A 22,948-nucleotide genomic window follows, 5' to 3' on the forward strand; every position below is an offset into this window, starting at 1 on the left:
TCTAGACACACGCATACGATTGTGGTTCAGAGGCGGGCACTGAATAATGCTCCGTTGTTCTGTCAAATCCCGTGGCAATCTCGATGTCGAAACATTTTTCCGTAATGGTTGACAATAGCTGGCAGACTTTCGCGAGACATAACCCAATACAGACAGCGGTTCTACTTACAGCTGTTTTAGGCTTTGTGTTGCTGGCTCTATTTCAGGCTGCGGCGCCACTCCAACTCGACAACATGGATTTTCCTGCAGTCGCAGCGGCAACTGCAAAAAGCGGGGTCCCGATATACTACCGCGGGGAAGAACACCAGAATCACAGCGGCCTCTATCATCCACCGCTGTACATTTACGCCTTGGCTGGATGGTTCAAGATCTTCGGCCCCGGCCCCGTTTCCGCGCGAATGTTCGACGTCGTTTGTGCCATCGGAGGTGGTTTAATTCTGCTGCAGGTCGTTCGGGCCATGTTCGGTTCGGCCAAAGCCTGGAAGATCGCTCCGGTGTTCTTCGTTATTTATCTGCTCAATCCTTTTGCTTTGCAGGCATTTTCGATCGTCGACATCGACACATCGATCTACGTGCCCTTGATGATGGTTGTGATCTGGGCGCTCGTGCGGATCGTGTTCAAGGAAGGCGAGCTGCGTTCGACGCCCGTTGCGCCCGTCGAGTTCCTGCTGATTGCTCTGGCACTGACACTGTGTTTCTGGTCGAAGCTGACGACCACTCTCATTCTGCCTGCGATCGTCGTCGCGATCTTGAGCATCCGGTTCGGCCTCATCAAATCGTTTCTGCTCGGCGCGGCGCTCACGATTGCTGCATTCGGCCTGTTTCTCGCCACTTACCGCGTCTATGGCTGGGCGACGGGGCTCGACATCAATTATACATTTAGTTTCCTGCTCGACACGGTCTCCTCGAAGTCAGCGCCCAATACCAGCTTCTCGAAAAAATTGGCCATTTATGCAGATCGATTCAGAGGCAACCTGATCGACCAGGGCCGCTGGAGTCTGTATCCGATTTTCGCCTGCGCACTTGCTATGGCGAGCGTTTTGCTCTGGCAGGTTTATCGCGGAAAACCCGCGGAACGTCCCCGTTCGATCGCTGCCCTGAGCGTTTTGCTGCTGGGATTCGCTATCATTGCGATCTACAATCTGATCACGGGTCCATATGGTGGCGGGCCTTTCAAATACATCGCACCCGCCTTGCCGCTCCTGGCGCTTGCAAGCGCAGCTCTCATTCAACCTCTTCTAAAATCCTTCCGCAGCCAGTCCCCTCGTCACCTAATCATCGGCGCCATTTCTGCGGTTCTTGCCTTCAGCCTGGGATTATCCTGGATTCGTGATGCCGCGCTCCTGGGCGAATTGCGTTTCATCTGGATTGGATTGCTGTTGCCCTTCGGCATTGCTGCCGTCGGCTCGATCTTGGCTTCCCTTTCCTTGCAGAAAGGCTTTGTACGAGGCATCCTCGGCCAATTCGCGTGGCTAGCCATTATTGCCGTCATCGCGCAAGGGGTCGGTATCGCCGTGTATCAGGTGCGCGCCGATCACGCGACGCAATATGATTATGGCCAGATCGGCTTCAACGAAGTTCGTAACTGGGTCGAGCAGAATACGCGTCCCGACGAAGTGATCATGTCGATGAAGGACGTCGGCTTTGCTACCGGACGCCGCTATCTTGAGAATTATGAATGGATTTACGACCCAAGTCAGATGCAAAGGCTCGATCAGGTTGTCGAAAACCTTAAAATTCGCGTATTTATATTCACCGAAGGTCGTGGCCAGGATCAGCTGATCTTCAATCCAGCTCTTGAAGCTTGGGTTTCGAAGGATACAACGCTGAAGAAAATAGGTCACTACAAAATTTATATGAGAGGATCGATGTAATGGAGTCACGCATCCAAGATGCAGACTCTCTGGGCAGGGAAAAGCCGGTCGTGACGGCAAACCGCGAGACGCCGTCTCCGGCCCAGGGCCCCGTATCGGCATTTAAGCAAGGTCGGCGAGCCACCTATTTTGCTTTGTTCGGAACGTTGTTGATTTCTCTCGGCGTCACGGCCTTCGTGCTCGGCGCGCTACTGGGTGTCCTCCGTATCGCCGTGGGGGATCCCGGATGGCTGCTGCGGTTCAACGAGTTTATCGTTTGGTACAGCGCGCTTCCGGTTGTCGCCGGAATTCTGAGCATTGCTTATGACATCTTGTTCACGGTGCGGATCAAGCGTACCGCCAAGAAAGTCCGGTTCGACGAGATCGCCAGTACCGACGTTACTGTCGTCCTGACAGCCTACAACGACGAACTCAGCATCTATCACGCCGTCAAGGACTTCGCGGCGTCACCCTATGTGAAGCGCGTTGTCGTCATCAGCAACAACAGCTCCGACCGAACGATGGATGAAGCCTCCCGCGCCGGGGCAATCGTCTTTGACGAAACCAAACAGGGTTATGGCGCCTGCGTTTACCGGGCATTGATGGAAGGTTGCCGGTTTGAGGACACTGAACTCGTTCTTCTGTGCGAAGGAGATATGACATTCCGCGCGAGCGATATTCCCAAGTTCCTCGCCTACGCGCCGCACGCCGATATCGTGAACGGAACGCGCATCGTCGAACAACTGCAAGAGGCTTCGACGCAGATCTCCACGTTCATCCACTACGGCAACCTGGCGGTCGGCAAGTTGCTGGAGATGAAATATCTCGGAGAGGCGACGCTGTCGGATGTGGGCACGACCTATAAGCTTTGTCGCAAAGATGCGCTGACCCGACTGATGCCACATCTCGATACCGACGTGAATCTCGAGTTCAATCCTCATCTTCTCGAACAGGCGATCCGCCAGGGGCTGAGCGTCGTCGAATGCCCCATCACGTTCCACCCCCGCGTCGGCGTGAGCAAAGGCGGCAATATTTCGAACAAAGTCGCGGTCCGGGTCGGACTGAGAATGATTTTCGGAATCGTGCTCGGATGGAAGCGAATTAAGTGACGAGTTATGCCAACTACCATGCGACTCGGTTTTCGCACGACAATCGCCGTTCCGTGCTGTGGGATACACTGACCCGTCATGTCTTCCAGGCTTACGTCCCTCGCGATGGAGCCATTCTCGAGCTTGGCGCGGGCTATTGCGACTTCATCAACAGCATCGAGGCCTCCGAAAAATACGCGCTCGACCTATGGCCAGGGATGGTCGACTTCGCTGCGCCGGGCGTACGGACCATTGTCGGCGATCTTTCGCGTATGAGCGAGGTTCCTGATGGAAGCCTGGATGTGATCTTTGCGAGCAACTTGTTCGAACACGTGACGCAAGATGCGCTGCGGGCATGCGTTGCATCCGCGAAACTGAAGCTGAAACCCGGTGGGCGCCTGATTGCCGTTCAGCCTAACTATAAGTTCGCCTATCGCGAATATTTCGATGACTATACGCATATCGCGGTTTGGAGCGATGTTTCCCTTGGTGATTTTTTCCAGGCCGAAGGGTTGGAAATCGAGAAAGTAGTGCCGCGGTTTCTTCCGCTCACGGTGAAATCGGGCCTTCCGGTTCACCCCCTTCTGATCAGGGCCTATCTCGCAAGCCCGATCCGGCCTCTTGGCAAGCAGATGATGCTGGTGGCAAGAAATCGCGCGAAGGGAGCCAGCGCATGACATCGCTTCAAGCAACTTTCCTCGCCGTCGTCGTCGTCATTATGGCGTCAATCGCTCAGGTATTGCTGAAGTCGGGGATTGTGGGGGCAACCCAAGGACAGGCCCTCAGTGCCACCGATTTCGTCGCGATCATTCGCGTCATCCTGACACCGGCGGTCTTCTTTGCGCTCTGCCTTTATGGCCTCACCGCATTGATGTGGATCTACATCCTCGCCAAGTTGCCGCTCTCCACGGCATACCCGATTCTCGGACTGACCTTTGCCATCGTGCCTGTTCTGGCAGCACTTTGGCTGCGCGAGCCAATCTCCGCGCTGCAAATTGCCGGCACTATTTTCATCGTGCTCGGTGTCTCACTGGTGAATATTTAAGGTGGGTCGAGCCAGGCGACGTTGGTGATGAAGATCCTGATCGCCGTGCTGATCTTGGCGTCTCACGGGCTGCTGCCGGGTCTTCGTAGGATCGCGTGATTTTGCGTTTAGCGCCGCCATTGTGGCAACCAGGCCGCAAATATCGTCGGCTCCGATCTCGCGGGACCGTCGCATCGGGATACTTGAAAAATTCGCCGCCATGAGCGTGGTCCACCTCAGGATCCCGCCAATGGGTCATCATGATCTTGAGATGCTCTTCAAAGAAACGGCGGCTCGCATCGTCCGGCATGTTTCTTTAATAGCGCTCAGCCCGATACGGAGAAGCGCCGCGGCCGACACCCGCTTCCAAGCGGCCAGTCGCAGCGGATGGTGGAACGGTAACACCATGATGGCGAGGCCGATCTTGAGGCGTTTGGTCTTCTGCGCGACGATCGCAGCAAGCTGGAGAGGGCCGGCGTCATGAGCCTTGGCCAGTCTGTCAGATCACGAAGAAATCCTTGTAGGTCATCTTGAGGTCTTTGGTGAGCGTGGCGATCTGGATCTGAGCCTGTGATCCGGTGCCGTCGGCATCGTAGTACAACGCACCCTTCTTCTTGTCGTAGATGATCCGGTCATCCTGATCATGCGCCTTGGTGCCGACATAAAACTCGCCCGCCTTGAGCACCTCCTTCTTCGACAGCTTGGTGAACACGCTCTTCGCGAGATAGATCGTGTCGTCATTGACGTTGAAGTCGGTGATCGTGTCCTGGTTGGCTCTGTTCGCGCTCGCCGACTTCGAGAGCTTGGTGTCGAACACGAACACGTCCTGGCCCGATCCGCCCGTGAGCACATCCCGGCCTGCGCCGCCGGACAGCCGGTCGTTGCCGGCTTCGCCCAAGAGCACATCGTTGCCGCCAAGACCTGTGAGCACGTCGTTGCCAGCCTCGCCCTCGAGCCGGTCATCACCGCCCGTGCCGGTGAGGATGAAAGGGGTCGTCTCGACCACGTCTGCAACCTGGATGGTGAAGGACCGGCTGGTCTGACCGCCATAGGCATCCTTGGCCACGACCGTCAGGCTGTGGCTGGCCCTGGTCTCGAAGTCGAGGGCGCCGGTGAGGATGAGGTTGTTGCCGTCGAGGCGGAACGGACCGTCAGTTGAGGCCAGGGTGTAGGTGAGCGCATCCCCATCGGCATCGGTCGCGGATAGACTCGCCACGATGCCGGTGAGCGCATCCTCGGCCACGACGGTCGTGGACAGGCCAAGGGATGTGGGAGCGGCATTCCACAAGGCCACTGTCTTGTCCGAGAACTGCAGCAGGCGGACATCCCGCACCAGGTCGGTGCCGTCGGGACCTGTGACAGTAAACGTCCCGTCACCGTTGTTGGTGATCTGCGACTGAGCGGACGTGCCGGAGAACACGGCGGTGTTGCTGCCGGCACCACCGTCGAGCGTGTCGTTGCCCTCACCGCCGATGAGGGTGTCGTTTCCATCATTCCCTGTGAGCACGTTGTCGCCGCCGTCGCCACGGAACCAGTCCGCGCCGGAGCCGCCCTCTAAGTTCTCAATGCTGATGAGAGTATCGAAACCGTAGCCGGTGTTCTGCCCCTCGCCTTGCTTTGTCAGATCGACGCGAGCTCCGATAGAGCTGGAGAACAACGCCGTATCAATGCCGTCGCCGCCATTTAGCGTGTCGTCACCAAACCAGCCATCCAGCGTGTCATCGCCGGCACCGGAAGACAGAACATTAGATGTGTCATTGCCGACAAAAAAATCGGACTCGGCGCTACCGACCAAATTCTCAATGTTTGAGATCGTATCGGTTGATCTTGCGCCCGTAACCTGACTTCCAATTATGCGAAGATCAACCCGTGCGTAGTCATCGCTTTGCAGTGAATATTCAAGAGTATCGATGCCATCTCCACCATCGATAATGTTGTTGCCTATTCCGCTATAGAAGGTTTCGTTGCCCGCTCCTCCCAGGAGAGTATCATTGAAAACCGAACCAATAATCTTTCCTGAAATGGCTCCGAGACGGCCATCGTATAGATTCTCAGAGCCGTTAAATTTCACATCTCCTTTGATCAAGCCGTTGTTTATAATGCTGCCGCCGGAGCCGCTGTAGATTGCGACTTGGTATCTGCCATCCTGAAAGGGCGCTTGTATCACGCCATCATTGACGATTGTCCCTCTGCCAAACGAGCGAATTCCGCTCTCGTTTCCACCTTGAATAAGACCCGAATTGTGGACGGACCAGTCACTGCCAGCTATGAAGACTCCGGAAAAGCCACCATAAATGGAGCCCTTGTTTTCCAGACGATTGTTGAGCGCGGTTGCTGCATCTCCAATCGCGACGCCATACGCGTCACTATGGAGGACACCGCTGGATGCTACCGTGACTCGATTGTCTCCCTTCAACAGATCGATGGCACCGTGCCGCCCGAAGAGAGATCCATACACGAAGATTTCCGCTCCGCCTTGCTCGCCAAACATCGCCACTTGAGATGTCGATGTGACAGTCACGTTCTGAGCTACGACATAGGCATCAGGTTGCAGATTCACTGCATTGCCTGAAGTTACATACATTGAGCTGGTGATATATGTTGTCACGGGAAAACCTGAGTAGGAGCTGACTTCTCAGGTTTCTTGCCACGCATTCCGCTGCGTCGCCTCTAGATGAACAACCAGGTTTTTGGAGGTCAGATCAACGCAGGTGTGGCGGCGCACCCTGCCCGTTCGTTCCCGATTATCTCCTGCCGGAGATGCCAGCACTGACTATACGCGTTTCGTGAAGCCAAGCGCCCCCAGACAAGGTCCATGTTTCGGTCTTGTCATCGCCGTTGTCATAGTGCGTTTTGGCGGATGAATGACGCTGGTCCCTGTCTTTCACGACAGAGTACCATTCGATGTCACTCTGAGCCAGAGGATCGAACGCAGTGTAGTAGCTTGTTCCGTCTTTCTTGCGAGTAATCAAGTAATCTGTTGGTTTCCCCTTTGAATTCCTCAATCTTCCAGTCCCAATCTCCCGCCGCCAGATTGAGCGTTGAGAAGGTTCGGCTAGCGATATCAGAACCGTTGATGTCCCCGACGTATTGTTCCTTCATGGCCGCCCCGAATCAGAGTGATCGTGGCGGCAAGCGTCGCTGATTACCCGATTTTGGGGTACTCAAAAATCGGGTTTCTCTGGAGTGCTGGTTTCCAAACTGGCACTTCGGCTTTGACCTCGATCCACTCCGACCTCTACCGCCGGCTCATCGCCCTGCTCATCCAGGCGCGGAAAGAGGCTGGCTTGACCCAAACCGAAGTGGCCCGGCGCATCGGGCAGCGGCAGACTTTCGTGTCAAAGTACGAACTGGGTGAGCGTCGCCTCGACGCGGCGGAGTACCTGGAGATCAGCCGATCGATCGGAGCGGACCCTTATGGGCTGATGCGAGAAGCGGAGGGCAGCAAGGGCTGATGTGGTTTAGGACTTGCCCGAAAATGCCCGATTCAATCGTTCGCAAATCTGGCTAAAGAGGCGACTGGAATGTAGATTTCGCCCGGAAGGCACGAAGCGTCCTTCGAATCACGTTCGAGCCAAATTTCTTGGCTTCAATACCGCACAGCAACGGCTGTAAGCTCAATGCGTCTTTGGCGAAGTTACCGGAACCTCAAGGGATCGATCGGAGCTGCTCAGGGGTGTCACTGAGAGGCGGTTGATCGAGCCCCTGCCAGAGGAACCCGGCAGGGCCTCACAGATCGTGCACTCTCAGCCTTCTCTCCTTATCGCTTTGAAGTCCCGTCGGGGTTAAGCACCCCATCCGCAATCGCCTTCTGTCGGATCGCTTCCACTTTGGCGAGTTCGGCATCAGGATTGGGCGCCGGATTTTGCGCCTGCCAAGCTTTTAAGTTGGCGTTGACTTCAGCTTGGTACGCATAGCCAGCAGCCATACCGCTAAGACCCGTCGGATCTGCACCGGTGGCCGCAGCCACACCTAGAGCCGTTGATACCGGCCCAGCTGCCAAGGGACCGAGCGGATCAGTGCCTGTGATGCCTCCGCCAGCACCGGGTGCCATGCAGGCGCTCAGACATGACATAATCGCAACGACGCCGATGAGAGATGAAGACTTAGACAACGAAGAAGTCCTTGTAGGTCATCTTGAGGTTTTTGGTCAGCGTGGCGATCTGGATCTGAGCCTGTGATCCGGTGCCGTCGGCATCGTAGTACAACGCACCCTTCTTCTTGTCGTAGATGATCCGGTCATCCTGATCATGCGCCTTGGTGCCGATATAGAACTCGCCCGCCTTGAGAACGCCCTTCTTCGACAGCTTGGTGAACACGCTCTTGGCGAGATGGATCGTGTCGTCCTGGACATTGAAGTCGGTGATCGTGTCCTGGTTGGTCTTGTTCACACGCGACGACTTCGAGAGCTTGGTGTCGAACACGAACACGTCCTGGCCCGATCCGCCCGTGAGCACATCCCGGCCTGCGCCGCCGGACAGCCGGTCGTTGCCGGCTTCCCCCAGGAGCACATCATTGCCGCCAAGGCCCCTGAGCACGTCATTGCCGGCCTCGCCCTCGAGCCGGTCGTCACCACCCGTGCCGGTGAGGATGAACGGGGTCAGCTCGACCACGTCTGCGACCTGGATCGTGAAGGACCGGCTGGTCTGACCGCCATAGGCATCCTTGGCCACGACCGTCAGGCTGTGGCTGGCCTTGGTCTCGAAGTCGAGCGCGCCGGTGAGGATGAGGTTGTTGCCGTCGATGCGGAACGGACCGTCGGTGGATGTCAGGCTGTAAGTCAGCGCATCGCCATCGGCATCGGTCGCCGATAAACTCGCCACGATGCCGGTGAGCGCATCCTCGGCCACGACGGTCGTGGACAAACCTAACGCTGTGGGTGCTGTGTTCCACAAAGCCGCCGTCTTGTCCGAGAACTGCACCAGGCGCACGTCGCGCAGCAGATCGGTGCCATCGGGACCGGTCACAGTCCAAGTGCCGTCGCCGTTGTCGGTCACGGTCGATTGGCTCGCGGATCCTGAAAACACGGCGGTGTTGACGCCTGTCCCGCCGTCCAGCGTGTCATCACCCGCGCCGCCGACGAGGGTGTCGTTGCCGCCATTCCCAGTGAGCCGATTGGCGCCGCCGTCGCCACGGAACCAATCCGCACCGGAGCCGCCCTCTAAGTTCTCGATCCCGATGAGCACATCGCGACCGTAGCCTGTATCCTGCCGCTCGCCCTGCTTTGTCAGATCGACGCGAGCGCCGACGTCACCGGCGAACAGGGCAGTATCGATGCCGTCGCCGCCATCCAGCGTGTCGTCGCCGAACCAGCCATCCAGCGTGTCGGCGCCGGCGCCAGACGAGATCATATTCGACGTTTCGTTGCCGGTGAGTTTGTCATCAGATCCGAACGACTGAATATTCTCAAAATTTAGTATCGTGCTTTTTCCATAGGCCGTATTTTGGCTTGTTGTGATCCTGAGATCTAACGTTGTCGTATTCTGGTTGCCCCACCATTCGAAGCCAAGCTGGATGGTATCCTGTCCGCCATTCCCGTTCACGTAGCTGGTGCCGTAAGAGACGTTGACGGTCTCCGACTGTGCCCCACCATAAATCGTGTCATTGCCACTGCAGGTGATCAAACCTTCCACGCTTCCATTGCGACCATCATAAAAATTTTGCCCGCCCGCCATCGCCACGCGCCCGCGTATGACGCCGTCGTTAATCACTGTGTCATCTGCTTGCGAGCCCAAATACGCATCTGAATTGGGCGAGCTAGCGTCATAGACTTCGAGTGTCCCCCGGTTCCAAAATTTGTTGGGGCGATCGAAAGCCCCCTCGCTCCGGATATGAATTCCACGTTCCCCTATAATCCGCCCATAATTCGTAATGGTATTCCCAGGCCCATACAGATGAATCGCGGTGGAGCCGGCTTCGATAATGCCGTAGTTGATCACAGAGTTGTCAGGAGTCGTTGGCCCACCCATAGCAATGGCATCGCCAAACGCATGAAGGACACTGGTCTCACCAAGGCGGATTGAGTTTCCGCCCTTTTCTAGTGTAATCCCGCCGCCGCCAATGATGTTGCCATATGAGTGCAGTTCTACGCCGCCGGCAGCGCTAAAAACTCCGACCCCCCCTTCAGTCGCGACTGTTATGCCCGAACCGATAAAAGCAAATCCGCCGTAATTTAATGTGACGGCATTTTCGACGCCAGTTTTGACGACAGATGTGGTGATGACGGTCATATAGCGCTCCCAAGTGTAGGAGGGCCGCATGCCACGCCTTCCGCTACGGCGTCTCTCGTTGAATAGCTAGGTTCTTGCGGCCGGATCAGCGCAGGTGCGGCGGCGCACCCCACCCATTCGTCCCGATTATTTCCTGCCGGAGGTGCAGTTCTAATGCGGTGAAACTGGAATGGTGGGCAGATCGCTTATGCCCAAGGCACAAAAGTCAATTGCCACCGATCCCGGCTGACGGCATCGCTCCGCGTGAACGATCAAGATTTTGTCGAGGATAGCAGGGTAGTCGACCTTAGCCTCACCCAAGCGCATTCAGAGCGACTAACCCATCAGCGCAGTCGCGATTGGATGGATAAATCCATATGCCTAGGGTTGCGTATGGCATGGCATCCTCTCTCGGATTGATCTGTTGAGCTGTCCGTGACGGGATCCGCAGACTTTTTCGCGCCCACCCCGAACCTGTAACCGCCCGGCAACCGCGCCTCGCCGCTACCCCTTGCGTAGCCTCAAAACCCTTGGCGATCCCGGGAAGACTCGAACTTCCGACCTTCGGTTTAGGAAACCGCTGCTCTGTCCTGCTGAGCTACGGGACCGCTTGAGCCGGATGAGTAACCAGAAATGTGGTTCCGGTAAATGGGGGAAGCCGCCGCGCCTGTGGTGAAGGGTCAGCGGCATCGGTTGTGTCGGTCCTGCCACTTCGGGTAGCCTGACCGGCAATGATGCTCAGGTTTTTTCTCGGTTTTGTGCTCGTCGCGAGCCTCAATCCGCTTGTGGCGCAAGAACTTGCGGCTGCGCGGCGTGAGTGTCGGGGAACAATGTCGCGGGATCAGATCACGGGACTCACCCCGCAGGGCGATCTTCAACTGGCCTCCGGATCCCTGGTGTATCTGTCCGGAATTAGGTTCCCCGATGACAATCCGGCGCGGTTAGACGCGTTTTCGGGGCTTCGAGCGCGGATCGGCCAGCCGCTGACCGTGCAAATCATGGGCGAGCGTGACCGGTGGAACCGGTTTCCGGCACGCGTTGCGCTTGCGGATGGCTCTACAACTCTCGATCTCTCGGAAGGACTCGTAATGGCGGGATTAGCCCTCGTCGATCCCGGCAGCACGCCGGTCTTTTGCCAGCAGGCCCTCTTCGGGATGGAGCAAACCGCGCGGGAGCGCGGCCTTGGTCTCTGGGCAGGAGACCGCTATAAGCCGGTCGACGCCCTCGCAGCCGAGCGTCTACGGGAGAAAATCGACACTTTCGTCCTCGTTGAAGGGCGCGTTCGAAATGCCGGTGAACGTCAGCAGCAAACCTATCTCAATTTCGGGGGGAACTGGGCCGAGGATTTTACCATCGTCATTCCGAAGAAAGTCTGGACTCTCATGGCTGAACGCGGTTTGACGGCGAAAGCGTTGCGGGGAGCCCGGATTCGGGCAAGAGGCATCCTGGAGAATTGGCAAGGCACGGCACTCACGATCACTGTCCCTGACATGATCGAGCGCATCGCGGATGAAGGCTCACGATACTGAACAGTATGAACGGAACGCGTCGCATCAATACTGGCTTTAAGACAGGCCTGGCTTTCAGCATTCTGCTGATCGCCATGGGACTCGCCGGCTGCTCGACATCGGGCAGCGGCTCAGGCATCCCTTTGCCTCCGACCGCACCACGCACCGTCGCGGAGAGCCAAAGCGACCGGGATCACGCCAAGCTCGTTGCAGCTTTCGGCGGTGAGGTCCGCGCTCCGAGCGCGCACCAGCTTCTCAACGACATCATCACACGCCTGGTGCAGGCCTCGGACAGGCCGAGCGAGACTTTCCAGGTCACGATCCTCAATTCCCCTGTCGTCAATGCCTTTGCGCTACCCAGCGGTCGGATCTATGTCACGAGGGGCCTTCTGGCGCTCGCCAACGATACATCCGAGATCGCTGCGGTGCTTTCGCATGAAATCGCTCACGTGACCCTGAGACATGCTTCGCAGCGGAACGAATTGCAGGCGCGTTCCAGCCTGATCACCCGGGTGACCGAGAATGTTCTGAACAACGCGGCCGAGGCTGCAGTTGTGCGTGACCAGTCGCGCATGACGCTCGCGAGCTTCTCACGTTCGCAGGAATTGGAGGCCGATCAGGCCGGCGTGAAGGTTCTCGCCCGCGCCGGGTTCGATCCCTTCGGCGCACCACGCTTGCTCACCGCCCTTGGCCGTTCGGCCAACAGCTCGGATACGGGCCGCACCAGCGGCGGGGATATCGGCTCGAGCCACCCGGCGACTTCGGAGCGAATTTCGCAGGCTGTCCAGGCCGCGCGGCGTGCCAACGCACCCGGCATCGGCGAAGCTGATAGGGCGCGCTATCTGGCAACCATCGACGGGCTCGCTTATGGCGACGATCCGGTCGATGGCGTCGTGCGCGGGCGAACTTTCATCCACGCCCGCCTTGGCGTCGCCTTCGTGGCTCCTGTCGGGTTCACTCTGGAAAATACGTCGCAGGCTGTGCTGGGCGCCTCGGCGGATGGGGGCCGCCGACTTTTGTTCGATGCCGCCGAGACACCGAACGGTCAGAGTCTCGAAGAAGTCCTGCGCTCCACCTGGAAAGACACCATCGAGCCGGGCAGCATGGAGACATCGACCATCAACGGGCTCCCGGTTGCGACGGCCCTCTCGCGCGGCAAGGAATGGCATTTCCGGCTGTCCGCCGTCAGGATCGGCACGACGACCTATCGCCTGATCGTGGCGGCAAAAGTCGGATCCGGGGATCTGGATGGGATGTTCCGACAGATGCTCGCGAGCGTGCGCCATGTGCAGCCCGACGAGGCGCGCAGCGTGCAACCCCTCCACCTCAAGATCGTGACGGCGCAGAACGGCGAGACGAGCGAAACATTGGCCGCGCGAATGCCTGCGAGCGAGCGCCCACTCGAGCGCTTCATTTTGCTCAACGGGCTAGATCGCAGCGGTCCGTTAAAAGCCGGCGAGAGCTACAAGATCGTCGGCGATTGAACTCGAGCTGGCCCAGATCCGCTGGATCCTCACACGAAAGCGCCGTGCGCCAGCGGGTATTTCTCGATGAGAGCACGCTTTAGTTTTTCGAGCGCGCGGTTCTCGATCTGGCGGACACGTTCCTTCGAGATTCCGAGCCGGTCACCGAGAAATTCCAGGGTCACCTGCTCCTCGTCGAGTCTGCGGGCCTGAAGAATACGCAGCTCACGCTCGTTCAGGACCTTTAAGGCTTGCCTCAGCCAGCTCACACGGCGCTCTCCGTCGATGACGTCGCCCACGCTCTCGTCCGGGAGAGGGCTGGTATCGACCAGAAACTCCATCCGCTCCGCCGAATTGCCGGGATCCGCATCGAGCACGGGCGCATTCAGGGAAGCGTCCGGCGCCGACAGGCGGGCATCCATCATGGCAACATCGGCGGCAGAAACCCCGATGGCCTCTGCGATCTTGCTGTGAATTTCGGAGGAAATGCGCTCGTCCCCGTTACGGGTCAGGCGGGCGCGAAGGCGGCGGAGATTGAAGAAGAGCGCTTTTTGGGCAGAACTCGTTCCGCCCCGGACAATCGACCAATTCCGCAGGATGTAGTCTTGAACCGAAGCCCGAATCCACCAGGTAGCATATGTAGAGAACCGAACCTCCCGCTCAGGCTCGAACCTGGCGGCAGCTTCCAGGAGCCCAACATGTCCCTCCTGGACAAGATCGGCCATCGGCAAGCCATAGTGCCGAAACCGGGCAGCAACTGCGATGACCAGCCGCATGTGGGCTGACGTCAGCTGGTGGAGCGCGTCCTCATCGCGCTCCTCTTTCCAACGCACCGCCAAAAGGTGCTCTTCCTGCCGTTCGAGGAAGGGCGCGTTCATGGCGGCCCGGACAAATTTGCGACGAACTCCTGAGATTTCTCCCATACTCGTCCTCCCTTGCGCAGGAGGAAAACGGGCAAGACGGGAAAAAGTTCAGTGCAAAACGGTCAAGGTAGGGAAAAATAGAATCCCATCTCGAAAAGACAAGATTTTCCAAGCAAAAGGCCGTCAAAAAGAAATCCAAGCGGAAGCTTGGACGGAAGCTTGGCAAAAGAAAACCCGGCACAAAGCCGGGCTTTCAGAAAAACGGTTGACCGCTTATCAGGCGGCTTCTTCCTGATCCTGAATATCCTCGGCGTCTTCCGCCTCGGCCTCGCTGCCCTTGGCGGCGCGGCGCGGCGACTTGGCCAGGCTCTGTTCGATGAGCTTGAGAGCTTCGGTCTCGGTGATCTTGTTGACGGCCGAGATCTCGCGGACGACCCGGTCGAGCGCGGATTCGTAAAGCTGGCGCTCGCTGTAGGATTGCTCGGGCTGCGCCTCGGAGCGGTAGAGATCGCGAACGACCTCGGCAACGGCGATGAGGTCGCCGGAATTGATCTTGGCCTCGTATTCCTGGGCGCGGCGCGACCACATGGTGCGCTTGACGCGGGCGCGTCCGGTCAAAACGTCGAGCGACTTCTGGGCGAGAGCCGCATCGGCGAGCTTACGCATGCCGACAGAGGAGGCTTTCGCGGTCGGGACGCGCAAGACCATCTTGTCCTTGTCGAAGGAGACCACGAAGAGTTCCAGCTTGAAACCTGCGATCTCCTGCTCTTCAATGGCCGTGATGCGGCCAACACCGTGAGCCGGGTACACAACTGCTTCACCGGTCTTGAAACCCAGGCGCTGGGCGGACTTCTTGGCGGTCGTCATGCGAGAGAGGCCTCCTTGCATGGCTCTTGTCCTCACGGAAAGAGCTTTCATTCCACAGGCAGGGTCCCGAGAAACAACAATTTTGACGGCGAAACGGAATGTCCCGCTCGTCTCCCTGATCGGCCAGTAACTAAAACGCGCCCATAACCAAAGGCTTCAGACAGCGAATGCTATCTTCCACCATCGACCGTGCATCATCTTTCATATTCTTGAACCGCTTCTTCCGCGGGGATTGCAGCACGTCAGGCGCAAGCGACGGCATTTGCGAACCGTATCATAGTTCGCGCCAAAAAGCAAAATATTTCAGTGAGAAGGGAAAGAAGCTGAGATTATGGTTTAGGTTCGAACCTAGTCTCCCTCACCCGGATTAGGGGTGAAGTACTTCTCCAACTTGTCGGGCACACCGTCGAATTCTTTGGCGTCGGAGGGCGCGTCCTTCTTCTGAGTGATATTGGGCCAGCTCTTCGCCATGTCGGCATTCAGCTTCAGCCATTGCTCAAGGCCCGGCTCCATGTCGGGCTTGATAGCCTCTGCCGGGCATTCAGGCTCGCAGACGCCGCAATCGATGCACTCGTCCGGGTGGATGACGAGCATGTTCTCGCCCTCGTAGAAGCAATCGACCGGACACACTTCCACGCAGTCCATATATTTGCACTTGATGCAATTTTCGGTGACGACGTAGGGCATGGCCGATCCTTCAGGCTCTTTTACGCAAACCACAGGGCGAATAGGCCGCTCTAGCTCCTGTCGCCGTCGCTGACAAGCGCTCCGGCATCGCCATTCAGATCCGTGTAGAGCTGCCTTGCTTCCACTGCAGGGCCGCGACGCTCACCGAGGGCTTCCACGCGAACCACCATCGTGAGCTTGGGAAGCGCGACGGTGATGACGTCTCCCACGGCCACGGCTTTTGCAGAATTGTCGGTGCGCTGGCCGCCAACCCGGACGAAGCCGCTCGCGACGAGCTTGGCCGCGAGCGTTCTTGTTTTCGCGAAACGCGCGAACCACAGCCACTTGTCCAGTCGCTGCCGATCCTCACGCATCGTTCACATGGGGCTACTTCTTGGAATCCTCAAGCTGGGCCTTGAGGGCCATCAGCTTGGCGAAGGGCGAATCCGGGTCCGGCTGCTTCTCGCGACGGGGCTCGAAACGGGGTGCCCGGTGATCGTCCTGCCGGTTCGGCCCACGCGGCGGCCTGTTCTGCGGCCGTCCACCCTCGCCGCCGTCGCGACGCTGGTCCGGGCGACGATCGTGTCGGCGCTCGCCCTGCGGACGCTCCCCACGAGGACGCTCACCTGCGGGACGCTCCCCTTGCGAGCGCTCTCCGTGTCCATGCCTCGGCCGACGCTCGCCGCGCTCATTCTGACCACGTTCCTGCTGCTGTCCCCGATCCTGTCGGCCGCGTCCCTGACGGGCATGTCCGCTCTCATGATGACGACGGTGCTGACGCCAGACTTCGATCAGAACCGGCTCGGCGGGAGCCTCTGCCTCCGCTGCAACATCGGCGGCGGGAGCGGCTTCTGGAACGGAAGCTTCGCTGACCGCGACAGCCTCGACGACGGGTGCCTCCGGTGCAGGGGCGACTTCGGGCGTTTCGGCCGGAGCGTCGGTGGAGACGGCAGCCTCGCCTTCGACCTCGGCCGCGACAGGAGCGGCAGCGACGATTTCCCGCGGCGCCTCGACCAGCGGCACGGTGATGGCGGGACCGGCGCGGCGTTCCATCGCGTAGCCAAGCGATTTCAGGATCGTCGCGAAATCCTCACCCGCACAGCCGACGAGCGACGTCATGGCGACGGTCGGCACGAAGGTTTCGCCATCGGCAGCGCCCGCAGGCGGCTCGCCGGGGGTGATGCCGGGACGGTAAGAGATGGCCGGACGGATGAGATCCGCCAAACGCTCAAGAATATCGACGCGCACGGCGCGGCCGCCGCAGACGCGGAAACCGGCGGCGCGATAGAGACCGGCAGCGATCTCCGTGTCGACCGGGATCGACGTGCGGCCGGATTGGGCGAGATGGGCGATCTCGTCGATGCCCTTCTGTTCCAGTCCGCCGTTCTGCAACGCCCAGAGCTGGGCCGCGAGCGTGCGGGGCGCAGGCTTGAGGAGCGTCGGGAGATAAAGATGATAGGCGCCGAAGCGAATGCCCGCCTTGCGCAGCGCGCCGCGTGCCTCCTGATCGAGGCTGCGAACATCGTTCAGAACCTTGGCTCGCTCGAGAACGCCGAGTGATTCCGCGATCTGGAAGGCGATGCCACGAGCAAGGCCTTGCAGCTCAGCCGATTCCTCGAGTTGGATCGCGGGCCCCAGAAGGCGCACGATATAGGCCTTGAGCCAGGCACGGAGTCGATGATCGACCTTGTCGCGGGCGGGGCCGGTGAGGTGCTCGTCGGCGAGAATGCGCACGCGCGGGTCGAACAACTTGTCGCCCGTCTCCATTTTCGCCACCGGGTCGCCCATCCAGCGCACGGTGCCGTCATTGGACAGGACAAGCGTCGTGTCCGGCGTTTCCGCAAAACGGTCCGCCCGCGCCTCGATCTCACCGGACAGGGCCTTGCCCGCCGCATTGCGCAGGGTCTTGGCTTCCGTTGTGTCGGCCTGAGGATCCGGCACGAACTGGAAGCCGTGCAGGTGACCGATATGCTGACCTTCGACGGTGACATCGCCGGAAGTCGTAATTTGGGCCTCTAACATCGCGTTCTCTCTTAACCGCCGCATAAGGACGCTCGTGCGCCTGTCGACAAAGCGCTGCGCGAGCCTCTCATGGAGCGCGTCCGATAACTTGTCCTCTACCTGACGCGCAACACCCTGCCAATGCTCCGGGTCCTTCAACCAGTCTGGACGGTTGGCGACGAAGGTCCAGGTACGCACCTGGGCAATGCGGTTGGAGAGGGTGTCGATATCCCCATCCATGCGGTCGAGCGTCATGAGATGACGGGAAAACCAGTCCTCCGGCACCGCGCCGCTTTGCATCAGGAACCGATAGATCTGGCCGACGAGATCCGCATGGGTTTGTGGAGAAACCTTCCGGTAATCAGGCACTTGGCATACCTGCCAGAGCCGCTCCACCGCGACTTGCGAGCGCCCGAAGGCCTGAATGTCGTCATCCCGCGCCAGCAATTCCAGGGCCGCGACATCATCCGCCATGGGCGCGCGCGCCAGCCCGTATTCGCGGGGCTGTTCCGCCAGAGTGTTGCGCAAGCGCTCCAGCGACCGGAAATCGAGATCGGGGTTGCGCCATTGCAGCAGGCGAAGCGGATCGAAGGTGTGATTCTCCAGCGCCTCGATGGTTTCCGCATCGAAAGGTGGACAGCGCCCCGCCGTGCCGAACGTGCCATCGCGCATGTGACGCCCGGCGCGGCCGGCGATCTGTGCCAGTTCCGAGTGGTAAAGCTTGCGGAAACGGAAGCCGTCGAATTTCTTGTCCGAGGCGAAGGCAACGTGATCCACATCGAGATTCAGCCCCATGCCGACCGCATCGGTGGCGACGAGATATTCCACATCGCCCGATTGATAGAGCTCGACCTGGGCATTGCGCGTGCGCGGCGAGAGCGCGCCGAGAACCACTGCCGCGCCGCCGGTTTGGCGGCGGAGCAATTCGGCGATGGCGTAGACCTCCTCAGCCGAGAAGGCGACGATGGCCGAACGGCGCGGCAGGCGGGAAATTTTCTTCTCCCCCGCGAAGGTCAGATTCGACAGGCGCGGGCGGGTGACCACATGAACGTTGGGGATCAACGCCTCGATCAGGGGCCGCATGGTATTGGACCCGATGAGAAGCGTCTCCTCGCGCCCGCGCTGGTTCAGCAGACGGTCGGTGAACACGTGCCCCCGGTCGAGATCGGCTGCGAGCTGGATTTCGTCGATGGCCACGAAAGCCACGTCGAGATCGCGCGGCATCGCCTCGACGGTGGAGATCCAGTAGCGCGGCTTGTCCGGCTTGATCTTCTCCTCGCCCGTCACGAGGGCCACGTTGTGCGGCCCGACCTTTTCCAACACGCGCTGATAGACTTCGCGGGCCAACAGGCGCAGTGGCAGGCCAATCATGCCGCTCTCATGCGCCAGCATGCGTTCGATGGCGAGATGGGTCTTGCCGGTATTCGTCGGGCCGAGCACGGCCGTGACACCGCGCGATCGGAACTGCGGCGGCAGCGAACGGCGACCCACGGGCTCGATGCGGGTCTTCGGGAATGCGTTCTGGTTCAAAACTGGCCAGATCCCCTGGAGCACGATCCCTTGGAGCACGATCCGGCGAGGAGGATCCGGTTCGCCGAAAGATCACGCGTCATAGCAGGAATGGAAAGCATGATCATGTTTTTCCTAAACGGGATCATGCCTCGCATATGGGAGCGCCCTTGCCTCTTTTCCATCGCGCGACGAGAAGTCTCGCTCTTGGCTTTAGCGGATCGCACCAGCCTGGACCGGTGCGTTCGAATCCTTGCCGAAAGACAGATTGGAGGCTTCGACCACGCTCATGCCGACCATGGTGCGAACGGCGATCCTCACCGGAACGAGCAGACGCGTCCCTTCCAGCGGCATGAGCCAGACCGACATGTCCTTGTTGTCTTCCATGAACTTGGTGGAGGGCCGCAAGGCCCGGTGGCCCGATATCGCGACATAGCGGGCGTTGCAGACAAGGACAGGACCGTTGTAGCCCGGCTTGTCGATCTGCTTGGTTTCGCCATAGGTCAGAACGATATCGAACCGGGCCGCCCCGTCGAAGACCGGAATGACGCGATTGCAATTGGCTGAATCGGTCATGCCCCCCACCAAGGCCGGCATGAGAAGCGCGCTGATCGGATCGACGATGCTTTTCCTATCGGCATCCTTGACCGGCACCCGGTCAGGCTTCTCGTCGATGGGCGGCACGATCTCGACGGCGGCAACCGTGCCCGCATTCAGACCCATGCGGACCGTGCGCTGATCGCCGGAGGAACGCGAGGTGACCGCAAAAGCCGCCGGTTGAGGCTGCGCCCCCGCGATATTGCCGGACGCGGTGGCCGCCCCCTTGCCGCCGGTGAGCATCTTGGCGATCCCGGTCAGCTTCACGCCGAGCTGCATCTTGTATTTCGGGCCCTCGAAGGTGGACGACAGATCCGCCGTGCCGAGGGGGATGCCCGCCAGGCTGATATCATAATCCGCCTTGAGGGTCTGCGCCTCGGCCGAGCCGATTCCGGCAAGGGCCAGGCTCAAAAGAGCGAAAAGAGGAAGACGCATCGGGAGGGTCTCTGGGGGTCTTTGGAAAGGGTCTTTGGAAAATTCGTTAAGCGTGATCGCACGAAAATCGGAATAAATCGTGACCACGATGTTACAAAAATCGCCAGTGCGCGATGGCTATTGTTGACGTGGGCCGGGTTTTCGGCCTATAGCCTCGCACCTTCACAGACTTTCGGTGTCCGGCGCCGCGGGATCTGCGTTTAAGCAAACCCGTGAAAACCAAGCCGTGCCCCTTCGAGACGATAGGATAGTACCATGTCGCGCCGTTGCGAACTGACCGGTAAGGCCGTCCTGAGCGGCCACCTGGTGAGCCACTCGAACCGTAAGACCAAGCGGAAGTTCCTCCCGAACCTCTGCAACGTCACCCTGCAGTCGGATACTCTGCAGCGCTCCGTGCGCCTGCGCATCTCCGCAAACGCCCTTCGCTCGGTCGAGCATCGCGGCGGCCTCGACAGCTTCCTCGCCAAGGCGAAGTGCGAAGAGCTGTCGTCCAACGCCCGCACGATCAAGCGCGAAATCGAGAAGAAGCTCGCTGCGGCGAACTAATCTCGATTCACTCAAGAATTCGCGTAGCGGGCGGCCTCACAGCCGCCCGTTTTGCGTTGCCGCCTCAGGAAGAAGATCATGACCGCTCTGGATCGTCGCGACTTCGGAATCGCCCTTGCCGCCATGACCGTGGTGGTGCTGTCGTCCAATATCCTGGTCCAATATCCGTTCGAGGCCTGGGGCCTGCAGGATTATTTCACCTGGGGCGCCTTCACCTATCCGTTCGCATTCCTCGTGACGGAACTCGCCAACCGGCGTTTCGGCCCGAAAGGCGCCCGTCGGGTGGTCTATGTAGGCTTCGTCCTTGCTGTCGTGCTCTCGGTGGTCCTCGCGACGCCGCGTATCGCCATTGCCTCGGGCACTGCCTTCCTGACGGCTCAGCTTCTCGACATCTCGATTTTCTCGCGCCTGCGCGACCGTGCCTGGTGGCTGCCGCCCTTCGCCTCCTCGACCATTTCGGCGGCGGTCGACACGATGCTCTTCTTCTCGATCGCGTTCTATTGCGGCGCTCTTCCGGGTACGGATCACACGATCAGCGGCATCTTGAGCGCCTTTGGCATCCCCGATGAATGCGTGGCGCTTCCGTGGGTCACCCTCGCAATCGCCGATTACGGCGTCAAACTGACCCTCTCCGTCATCTCGATCATCCCCTACGGCGCGATGCTCCGCTTCATGCGCCCGCTGACCATCCAGCGCCGCACAGCTTAAAAAGCACCGTCCGTATAGGGCGGGTGGGGAATGGCCTGATGCGCGGCCCGCAGAGCCGCCGACCAGCGCTCGCGCAGATCCCTGAAATACGGCTCGTCTTCCTGAATGCGGTAATTGACGCCTGCTTTCAGCGCATCGCGCCGTGCGACGACGATATCGATGGGCAGGCCCACGCCGAGATTGGATTTGAGAGTCGAATCCATCGAGATGAGGCCGAGTTTCAGGCCCTCGATCAAGGAGGTGTCATAGGCAATCGCCCGGTCGAGAATGGGCTTGCCGTATTTCGGTTCGCCGATCTGGAGGAAGGGCGTATCCTGGGTCGCCTCGATGGCGTTGCCGGCGGAATAGATCTGATAGAGCCGCATGGGCTGATGGCCGATCTGGCCACCAAGCAGCATGGTGACGTCGAACGTCATGCCATGTTTTTCCATCTCGACGCCGTCGCGGGCATAGACCTGCCGGATCGCGGAACCGACAAGCTGCGCCGCCTTGAACATGCTGGACGCCGTAAGGAGCGTTTCCGTGCGCCCCGTCTCGGGATCCTCGATCCCTTCGGTCAGGAGCGAGAGCACCGTCTGGCTCGCGGAAAGATTGCCCGCGGTCGCGAGCGTCACGACACGCTCGCCGGGAACTTCGAACAGGTGCAGCTTGCGAAAGGTGGCGATGTTGTCGACGCCCGCGTTGGTGCGCGTGTCGGCGATCATCACGAGGCCTTCCTTCACCAGGATACCGACGCAATAGGTCACGGGCGTTCCTCCGAGGGCTCTCTGGCCCGGCTGCGGCTGGCGGATCATGCTTGTATCTGCCGCGCGCTTTCAATCTTCAGGGATACGGCGAGGTCTTCCCTCGACAGGCCGTAATAGGTGCCGCGCACGGGCGCGGCTTCCGTGGAATCGAGGCCGATGGCAACGCGCACGTAATGCTCGGTCACGGAGACCGCGTTCGCCGCGTCGAAACTCACCCAGCCGACATTTTCGATATAAGCCTCGGCCCAGGCGTGCCCTGCTTCCTGCACAGTCTCATCGGGCTTGTGGAGATAGCCCGACACATAGCGCGCCGGAATGCCGAGACGGCGCGCGGAGGCGAGAAAGATATGCGTGAAATCCTGGCAGACCCCATGCCCTGCGGCGAACGCTTCCGTGGCCTTCGTGCCCGCATCGGTGGCCGCAACATCGAAGCGCAGACGCTCGTTCAACGCTCCCATAAGCGCATGGGTCTTATCGAGCGGGTTTTGCAAATGACCCGCAACGCTCGTGGCGAAATCATAGATCGCAGCGTCACCCGCCGTCAGCGGAGTCTCGCGTAAATAGAACATCGGCGGGAAACGTTCGGCGCTGCCGCGAATGACGCCCGCCACATCGGCGGTCTCGACCTCGCCCACGACCTTGAGCCCGATCTGATCGATCGGCCCTTCCGCATAGAGGCTGTGCATGATGTTGCCGTACCAATCCTCCCGCCGCATCAGGCGCGAGCCGTGGTCGCTGTCGATGGCCCAATGCAGGATGGTCTGGCCTTCATGGCTGCGCGGCGTGAGACGCAACAACTGGATCGCCGACTTGACCGGCTCCGCGTAGCGGTACGTCGTCTCGTGCTGGATCCGGATGCGCATGG

22 protein-coding genes and 1 tRNA gene are annotated in these 22,948 nt (G+C 59.6%); 10 read left to right on the forward strand and 13 right to left on the reverse strand.

The window, feature by feature from the left end:
• The first annotated feature begins 83 nt into the window (after nucleotides 1–83).
• From AB4072_RS14755 to AB4072_RS14770, 4 genes are read left to right on the forward strand one after another with little or no spacing between them, the layout of a single operon-like run.
• Nucleotides 84–1,874, forward strand: a complete 1,791-nt coding sequence (locus AB4072_RS14755) for an ArnT family glycosyltransferase (RefSeq protein ID WP_441969071.1) — start codon at nucleotides 84–86, stop codon at nucleotides 1,872–1,874.
• Nucleotides 1,805–2,962 (forward strand): glycosyltransferase, encoded by a 1,158-nt coding sequence (locus tag AB4072_RS14760; protein ID WP_441969073.1) that lies wholly within the window; start codon nucleotides 1,805–1,807, stop codon nucleotides 2,960–2,962. Before AB4072_RS14755 ends, AB4072_RS14760 begins: the two co-directional genes overlap by 70 nt.
• The gene (locus AB4072_RS14765) at nucleotides 2,959–3,618 is read left to right on the forward strand and encodes a class I SAM-dependent methyltransferase (RefSeq protein WP_441969075.1); all 660 of its coding nucleotides are present in this window, start codon (nucleotides 2,959–2,961) and stop codon (nucleotides 3,616–3,618) included. Before AB4072_RS14760 ends, AB4072_RS14765 begins: the two co-directional genes overlap by 4 nt.
• The gene (locus AB4072_RS14770; protein ID WP_441969077.1) at nucleotides 3,615–3,986 is read left to right on the forward strand and encodes a hypothetical protein; all 372 of its coding nucleotides are present in this window, start codon (nucleotides 3,615–3,617) and stop codon (nucleotides 3,984–3,986) included. The genes AB4072_RS14765 and AB4072_RS14770 overlap by 4 nt, the downstream gene beginning before the upstream one ends.
• A 237-nt stretch (nucleotides 3,987–4,223) precedes the next feature.
• On the opposite strand, the gene AB4072_RS14775 is transcribed toward AB4072_RS14770, so the two are convergent.
• Nucleotides 4,224–4,460, reverse strand: coding sequence for an LLM class flavin-dependent oxidoreductase (locus tag AB4072_RS14775; RefSeq protein WP_441969216.1), 237 nt, complete (start codon nucleotides 4,458–4,460; stop codon nucleotides 4,224–4,226).
• Between the two features lie 4 nt (nucleotides 4,461–4,464).
• Entirely contained in the window at nucleotides 4,465–6,525 is a 2,061-nt protein-coding gene (locus AB4072_RS14780) for a hypothetical protein (protein WP_441969079.1), read from the reverse strand.
• 565 nt (nucleotides 6,526–7,090) lie between these two features.
• Between AB4072_RS14780 and AB4072_RS14785 the strand changes: the two genes are divergently transcribed.
• Nucleotides 7,091–7,420 (forward strand): helix-turn-helix domain-containing protein, encoded by a 330-nt coding sequence (locus tag AB4072_RS14785; protein WP_441969080.1) that lies wholly within the window; start codon nucleotides 7,091–7,093, stop codon nucleotides 7,418–7,420.
• Nucleotides 7,421–7,725: 305 nt separating this feature from the next.
• Here AB4072_RS14785 and AB4072_RS14790 read toward each other — a convergent pair whose 3' ends face one another.
• From AB4072_RS14790 to AB4072_RS14800, 3 genes are all read right to left on the reverse strand, one after another.
• The gene (locus AB4072_RS14790; RefSeq protein WP_441969082.1) at nucleotides 7,726–7,935 is read right to left on the reverse strand and encodes a hypothetical protein; all 210 of its coding nucleotides are present in this window, start codon (nucleotides 7,933–7,935) and stop codon (nucleotides 7,726–7,728) included.
• A gap of 136 nt (nucleotides 7,936–8,071) precedes the next feature.
• Complete coding sequence (locus tag AB4072_RS14795) at nucleotides 8,072–10,225, reverse strand: cadherin domain-containing protein (RefSeq protein ID WP_441969084.1); 2,154 nt, start codon at nucleotides 10,223–10,225, stop codon at nucleotides 8,072–8,074.
• 480 nt (nucleotides 10,226–10,705) lie between these two features.
• Nucleotides 10,706–10,782, reverse strand: a tRNA-Arg gene (locus tag AB4072_RS14800).
• 123 nt (nucleotides 10,783–10,905) lie between these two features.
• On the opposite strand from AB4072_RS14800, the gene AB4072_RS14805 reads away from it, so the two are divergent.
• Together AB4072_RS14805 and AB4072_RS14810 are read left to right on the forward strand one after the other, a co-directional pair.
• Nucleotides 10,906–11,703: a thermonuclease family protein gene (locus AB4072_RS14805; protein WP_441969086.1), complete on the forward strand. Its 798-nt coding sequence runs from the start codon at nucleotides 10,906–10,908 to the stop codon at nucleotides 11,701–11,703.
• 5 nt (nucleotides 11,704–11,708) lie between these two features.
• Nucleotides 11,709–13,166 carry a M48 family metalloprotease gene (locus tag AB4072_RS14810; RefSeq protein ID WP_441969088.1) on the forward strand — a complete coding sequence of 486 codons (1,458 nt, stop codon included), beginning with the start codon at nucleotides 11,709–11,711 and terminating at the stop codon, nucleotides 13,164–13,166.
• A gap of 29 nt (nucleotides 13,167–13,195) precedes the next feature.
• Here the strand turns inward: AB4072_RS14810 and AB4072_RS14815 are convergent, their stop codons facing one another.
• Nucleotides 13,196–14,068 (reverse strand): RNA polymerase factor sigma-32, encoded by an 873-nt coding sequence (locus tag AB4072_RS14815; protein WP_441969089.1) that lies wholly within the window; start codon nucleotides 14,066–14,068, stop codon nucleotides 13,196–13,198.
• On the opposite strand from AB4072_RS14815, the gene AB4072_RS14820 reads away from it, so the two are divergent.
• Nucleotides 14,022–14,303, forward strand: a complete 282-nt coding sequence (locus tag AB4072_RS14820) for a hypothetical protein (protein ID WP_441969224.1) — start codon at nucleotides 14,022–14,024, stop codon at nucleotides 14,301–14,303. The two genes, AB4072_RS14815 and AB4072_RS14820, sit on opposite strands and share 47 nt — an antisense overlap.
• Here AB4072_RS14820 and AB4072_RS14825 read toward each other — a convergent pair.
• The 5 genes from AB4072_RS14825 to AB4072_RS14845 form a co-directional block, all read right to left on the reverse strand.
• Nucleotides 14,285–14,875 (reverse strand): CarD family transcriptional regulator, encoded by a 591-nt coding sequence (locus AB4072_RS14825; RefSeq protein ID WP_441969091.1) that lies wholly within the window; start codon nucleotides 14,873–14,875, stop codon nucleotides 14,285–14,287. The two genes, AB4072_RS14820 and AB4072_RS14825, sit on opposite strands and share 19 nt — an antisense overlap.
• 348 nt (nucleotides 14,876–15,223) lie before the next feature.
• Nucleotides 15,224–15,562, reverse strand: a complete 339-nt coding sequence (gene fdxA / locus AB4072_RS14830; protein WP_441969093.1) for a ferredoxin FdxA — start codon at nucleotides 15,560–15,562, stop codon at nucleotides 15,224–15,226.
• Between the two features lie 50 nt (nucleotides 15,563–15,612).
• Nucleotides 15,613–15,915, reverse strand: a complete 303-nt coding sequence (locus AB4072_RS14835; RefSeq protein ID WP_441969095.1) for an RNA-binding S4 domain-containing protein — start codon at nucleotides 15,913–15,915, stop codon at nucleotides 15,613–15,615.
• Nucleotides 15,916–15,928: 13 nt separating this feature from the next.
• Nucleotides 15,929–19,033, reverse strand: a complete 3,105-nt coding sequence (locus AB4072_RS14840; protein WP_441969218.1) for a helicase-related protein — start codon at nucleotides 19,031–19,033, stop codon at nucleotides 15,929–15,931.
• Nucleotides 19,034–19,264: 231 nt separating this feature from the next.
• Nucleotides 19,265–20,083 (reverse strand): DUF3108 domain-containing protein, encoded by an 819-nt coding sequence (locus AB4072_RS14845; protein ID WP_441969097.1) that lies wholly within the window; start codon nucleotides 20,081–20,083, stop codon nucleotides 19,265–19,267.
• 255 nt (nucleotides 20,084–20,338) lie between these two features.
• Between AB4072_RS14845 and rpmB the strand changes: the two genes are divergently transcribed.
• Complete coding sequence (rpmB, locus tag AB4072_RS14850) at nucleotides 20,339–20,629, forward strand: 50S ribosomal protein L28 (RefSeq protein ID WP_441969099.1); 291 nt, start codon at nucleotides 20,339–20,341, stop codon at nucleotides 20,627–20,629.
• 78 nt (nucleotides 20,630–20,707) lie between these two features.
• On the forward strand, nucleotides 20,708–21,337 hold the full coding sequence (locus AB4072_RS14855; protein ID WP_441969101.1) for a queuosine precursor transporter: 630 nt from the start codon (nucleotides 20,708–20,710) through the stop codon (nucleotides 21,335–21,337).
• On the opposite strand, the gene AB4072_RS14860 is transcribed toward AB4072_RS14855, so the two are convergent.
• Together AB4072_RS14860 and AB4072_RS14865 are read right to left on the reverse strand one after the other, a co-directional pair.
• Complete coding sequence (locus AB4072_RS14860; protein WP_441969219.1) at nucleotides 21,334–22,083, reverse strand: peptidase; 750 nt, start codon at nucleotides 22,081–22,083, stop codon at nucleotides 21,334–21,336. The two genes, AB4072_RS14855 and AB4072_RS14860, sit on opposite strands and share 4 nt — an antisense overlap.
• Nucleotides 22,084–22,127: 44 nt before the next feature.
• Nucleotides 22,128–22,946, reverse strand: a complete 819-nt coding sequence (locus tag AB4072_RS14865) for a transglutaminase family protein (RefSeq protein WP_441969103.1) — start codon at nucleotides 22,944–22,946, stop codon at nucleotides 22,128–22,130.
• Between the last annotated feature and the right edge of the window lie 2 nt (nucleotides 22,947–22,948).

The sequence above is a fragment of the Microvirga sp. 2MCAF38 genome, assembly GCF_052115485.1.
Lineage (GTDB): Bacteria > Pseudomonadota > Alphaproteobacteria > Rhizobiales > Beijerinckiaceae > Microvirga.

Excerpts from the sequence above, each read along its gene's own strand:
- AB4072_RS14755 (WP_441969071.1), top strand. The coding sequence starts at position 84 with ATGTCGAAACATTTTTCCGTAATGGTTGACAATAGCTGGCAGACTTTC.
- AB4072_RS14770 (WP_441969077.1), top strand. The coding sequence starts at position 3,615 with ATGACATCGCTTCAAGCAACTTTCCTCGCCGTCGTCGTCGTCATTATG.
- AB4072_RS14795 (WP_441969084.1), bottom strand. The coding sequence starts at position 10,225 with ATGCGGCCCTCCTACACTTGGGAGCGCTATATGACCGTCATCACCACA.
- AB4072_RS14805 (WP_441969086.1), top strand. The coding sequence starts at position 10,906 with ATGATGCTCAGGTTTTTTCTCGGTTTTGTGCTCGTCGCGAGCCTCAAT.
- AB4072_RS14810 (WP_441969088.1), top strand. The coding sequence starts at position 11,709 with ATGAACGGAACGCGTCGCATCAATACTGGCTTTAAGACAGGCCTGGCT.
- AB4072_RS14820 (WP_441969224.1), top strand. The coding sequence starts at position 14,022 with ATGGCGGCCCGGACAAATTTGCGACGAACTCCTGAGATTTCTCCCATA.
- AB4072_RS14815 (WP_441969089.1), bottom strand. The coding sequence starts at position 14,068 with ATGGGAGAAATCTCAGGAGTTCGTCGCAAATTTGTCCGGGCCGCCATG.
- AB4072_RS14825 (WP_441969091.1), bottom strand. The coding sequence starts at position 14,875 with ATGACGACCGCCAAGAAGTCCGCCCAGCGCCTGGGTTTCAAGACCGGT.
- fdxA (WP_441969093.1), bottom strand. The coding sequence starts at position 15,562 with ATGCCCTACGTCGTCACCGAAAATTGCATCAAGTGCAAATATATGGAC.
- AB4072_RS14835 (WP_441969095.1), bottom strand. The coding sequence starts at position 15,915 with ATGCGTGAGGATCGGCAGCGACTGGACAAGTGGCTGTGGTTCGCGCGT.
- AB4072_RS14845 (WP_441969097.1), bottom strand. The coding sequence starts at position 20,083 with ATGCGTCTTCCTCTTTTCGCTCTTTTGAGCCTGGCCCTTGCCGGAATC.
- rpmB (WP_441969099.1), top strand. The coding sequence starts at position 20,339 with ATGTCGCGCCGTTGCGAACTGACCGGTAAGGCCGTCCTGAGCGGCCAC.
- AB4072_RS14855 (WP_441969101.1), top strand. The coding sequence starts at position 20,708 with ATGACCGCTCTGGATCGTCGCGACTTCGGAATCGCCCTTGCCGCCATG.
- AB4072_RS14865 (WP_441969103.1), bottom strand. The coding sequence starts at position 22,946 with ATGCGCATCCGGATCCAGCACGAGACGACGTACCGCTACGCGGAGCCG.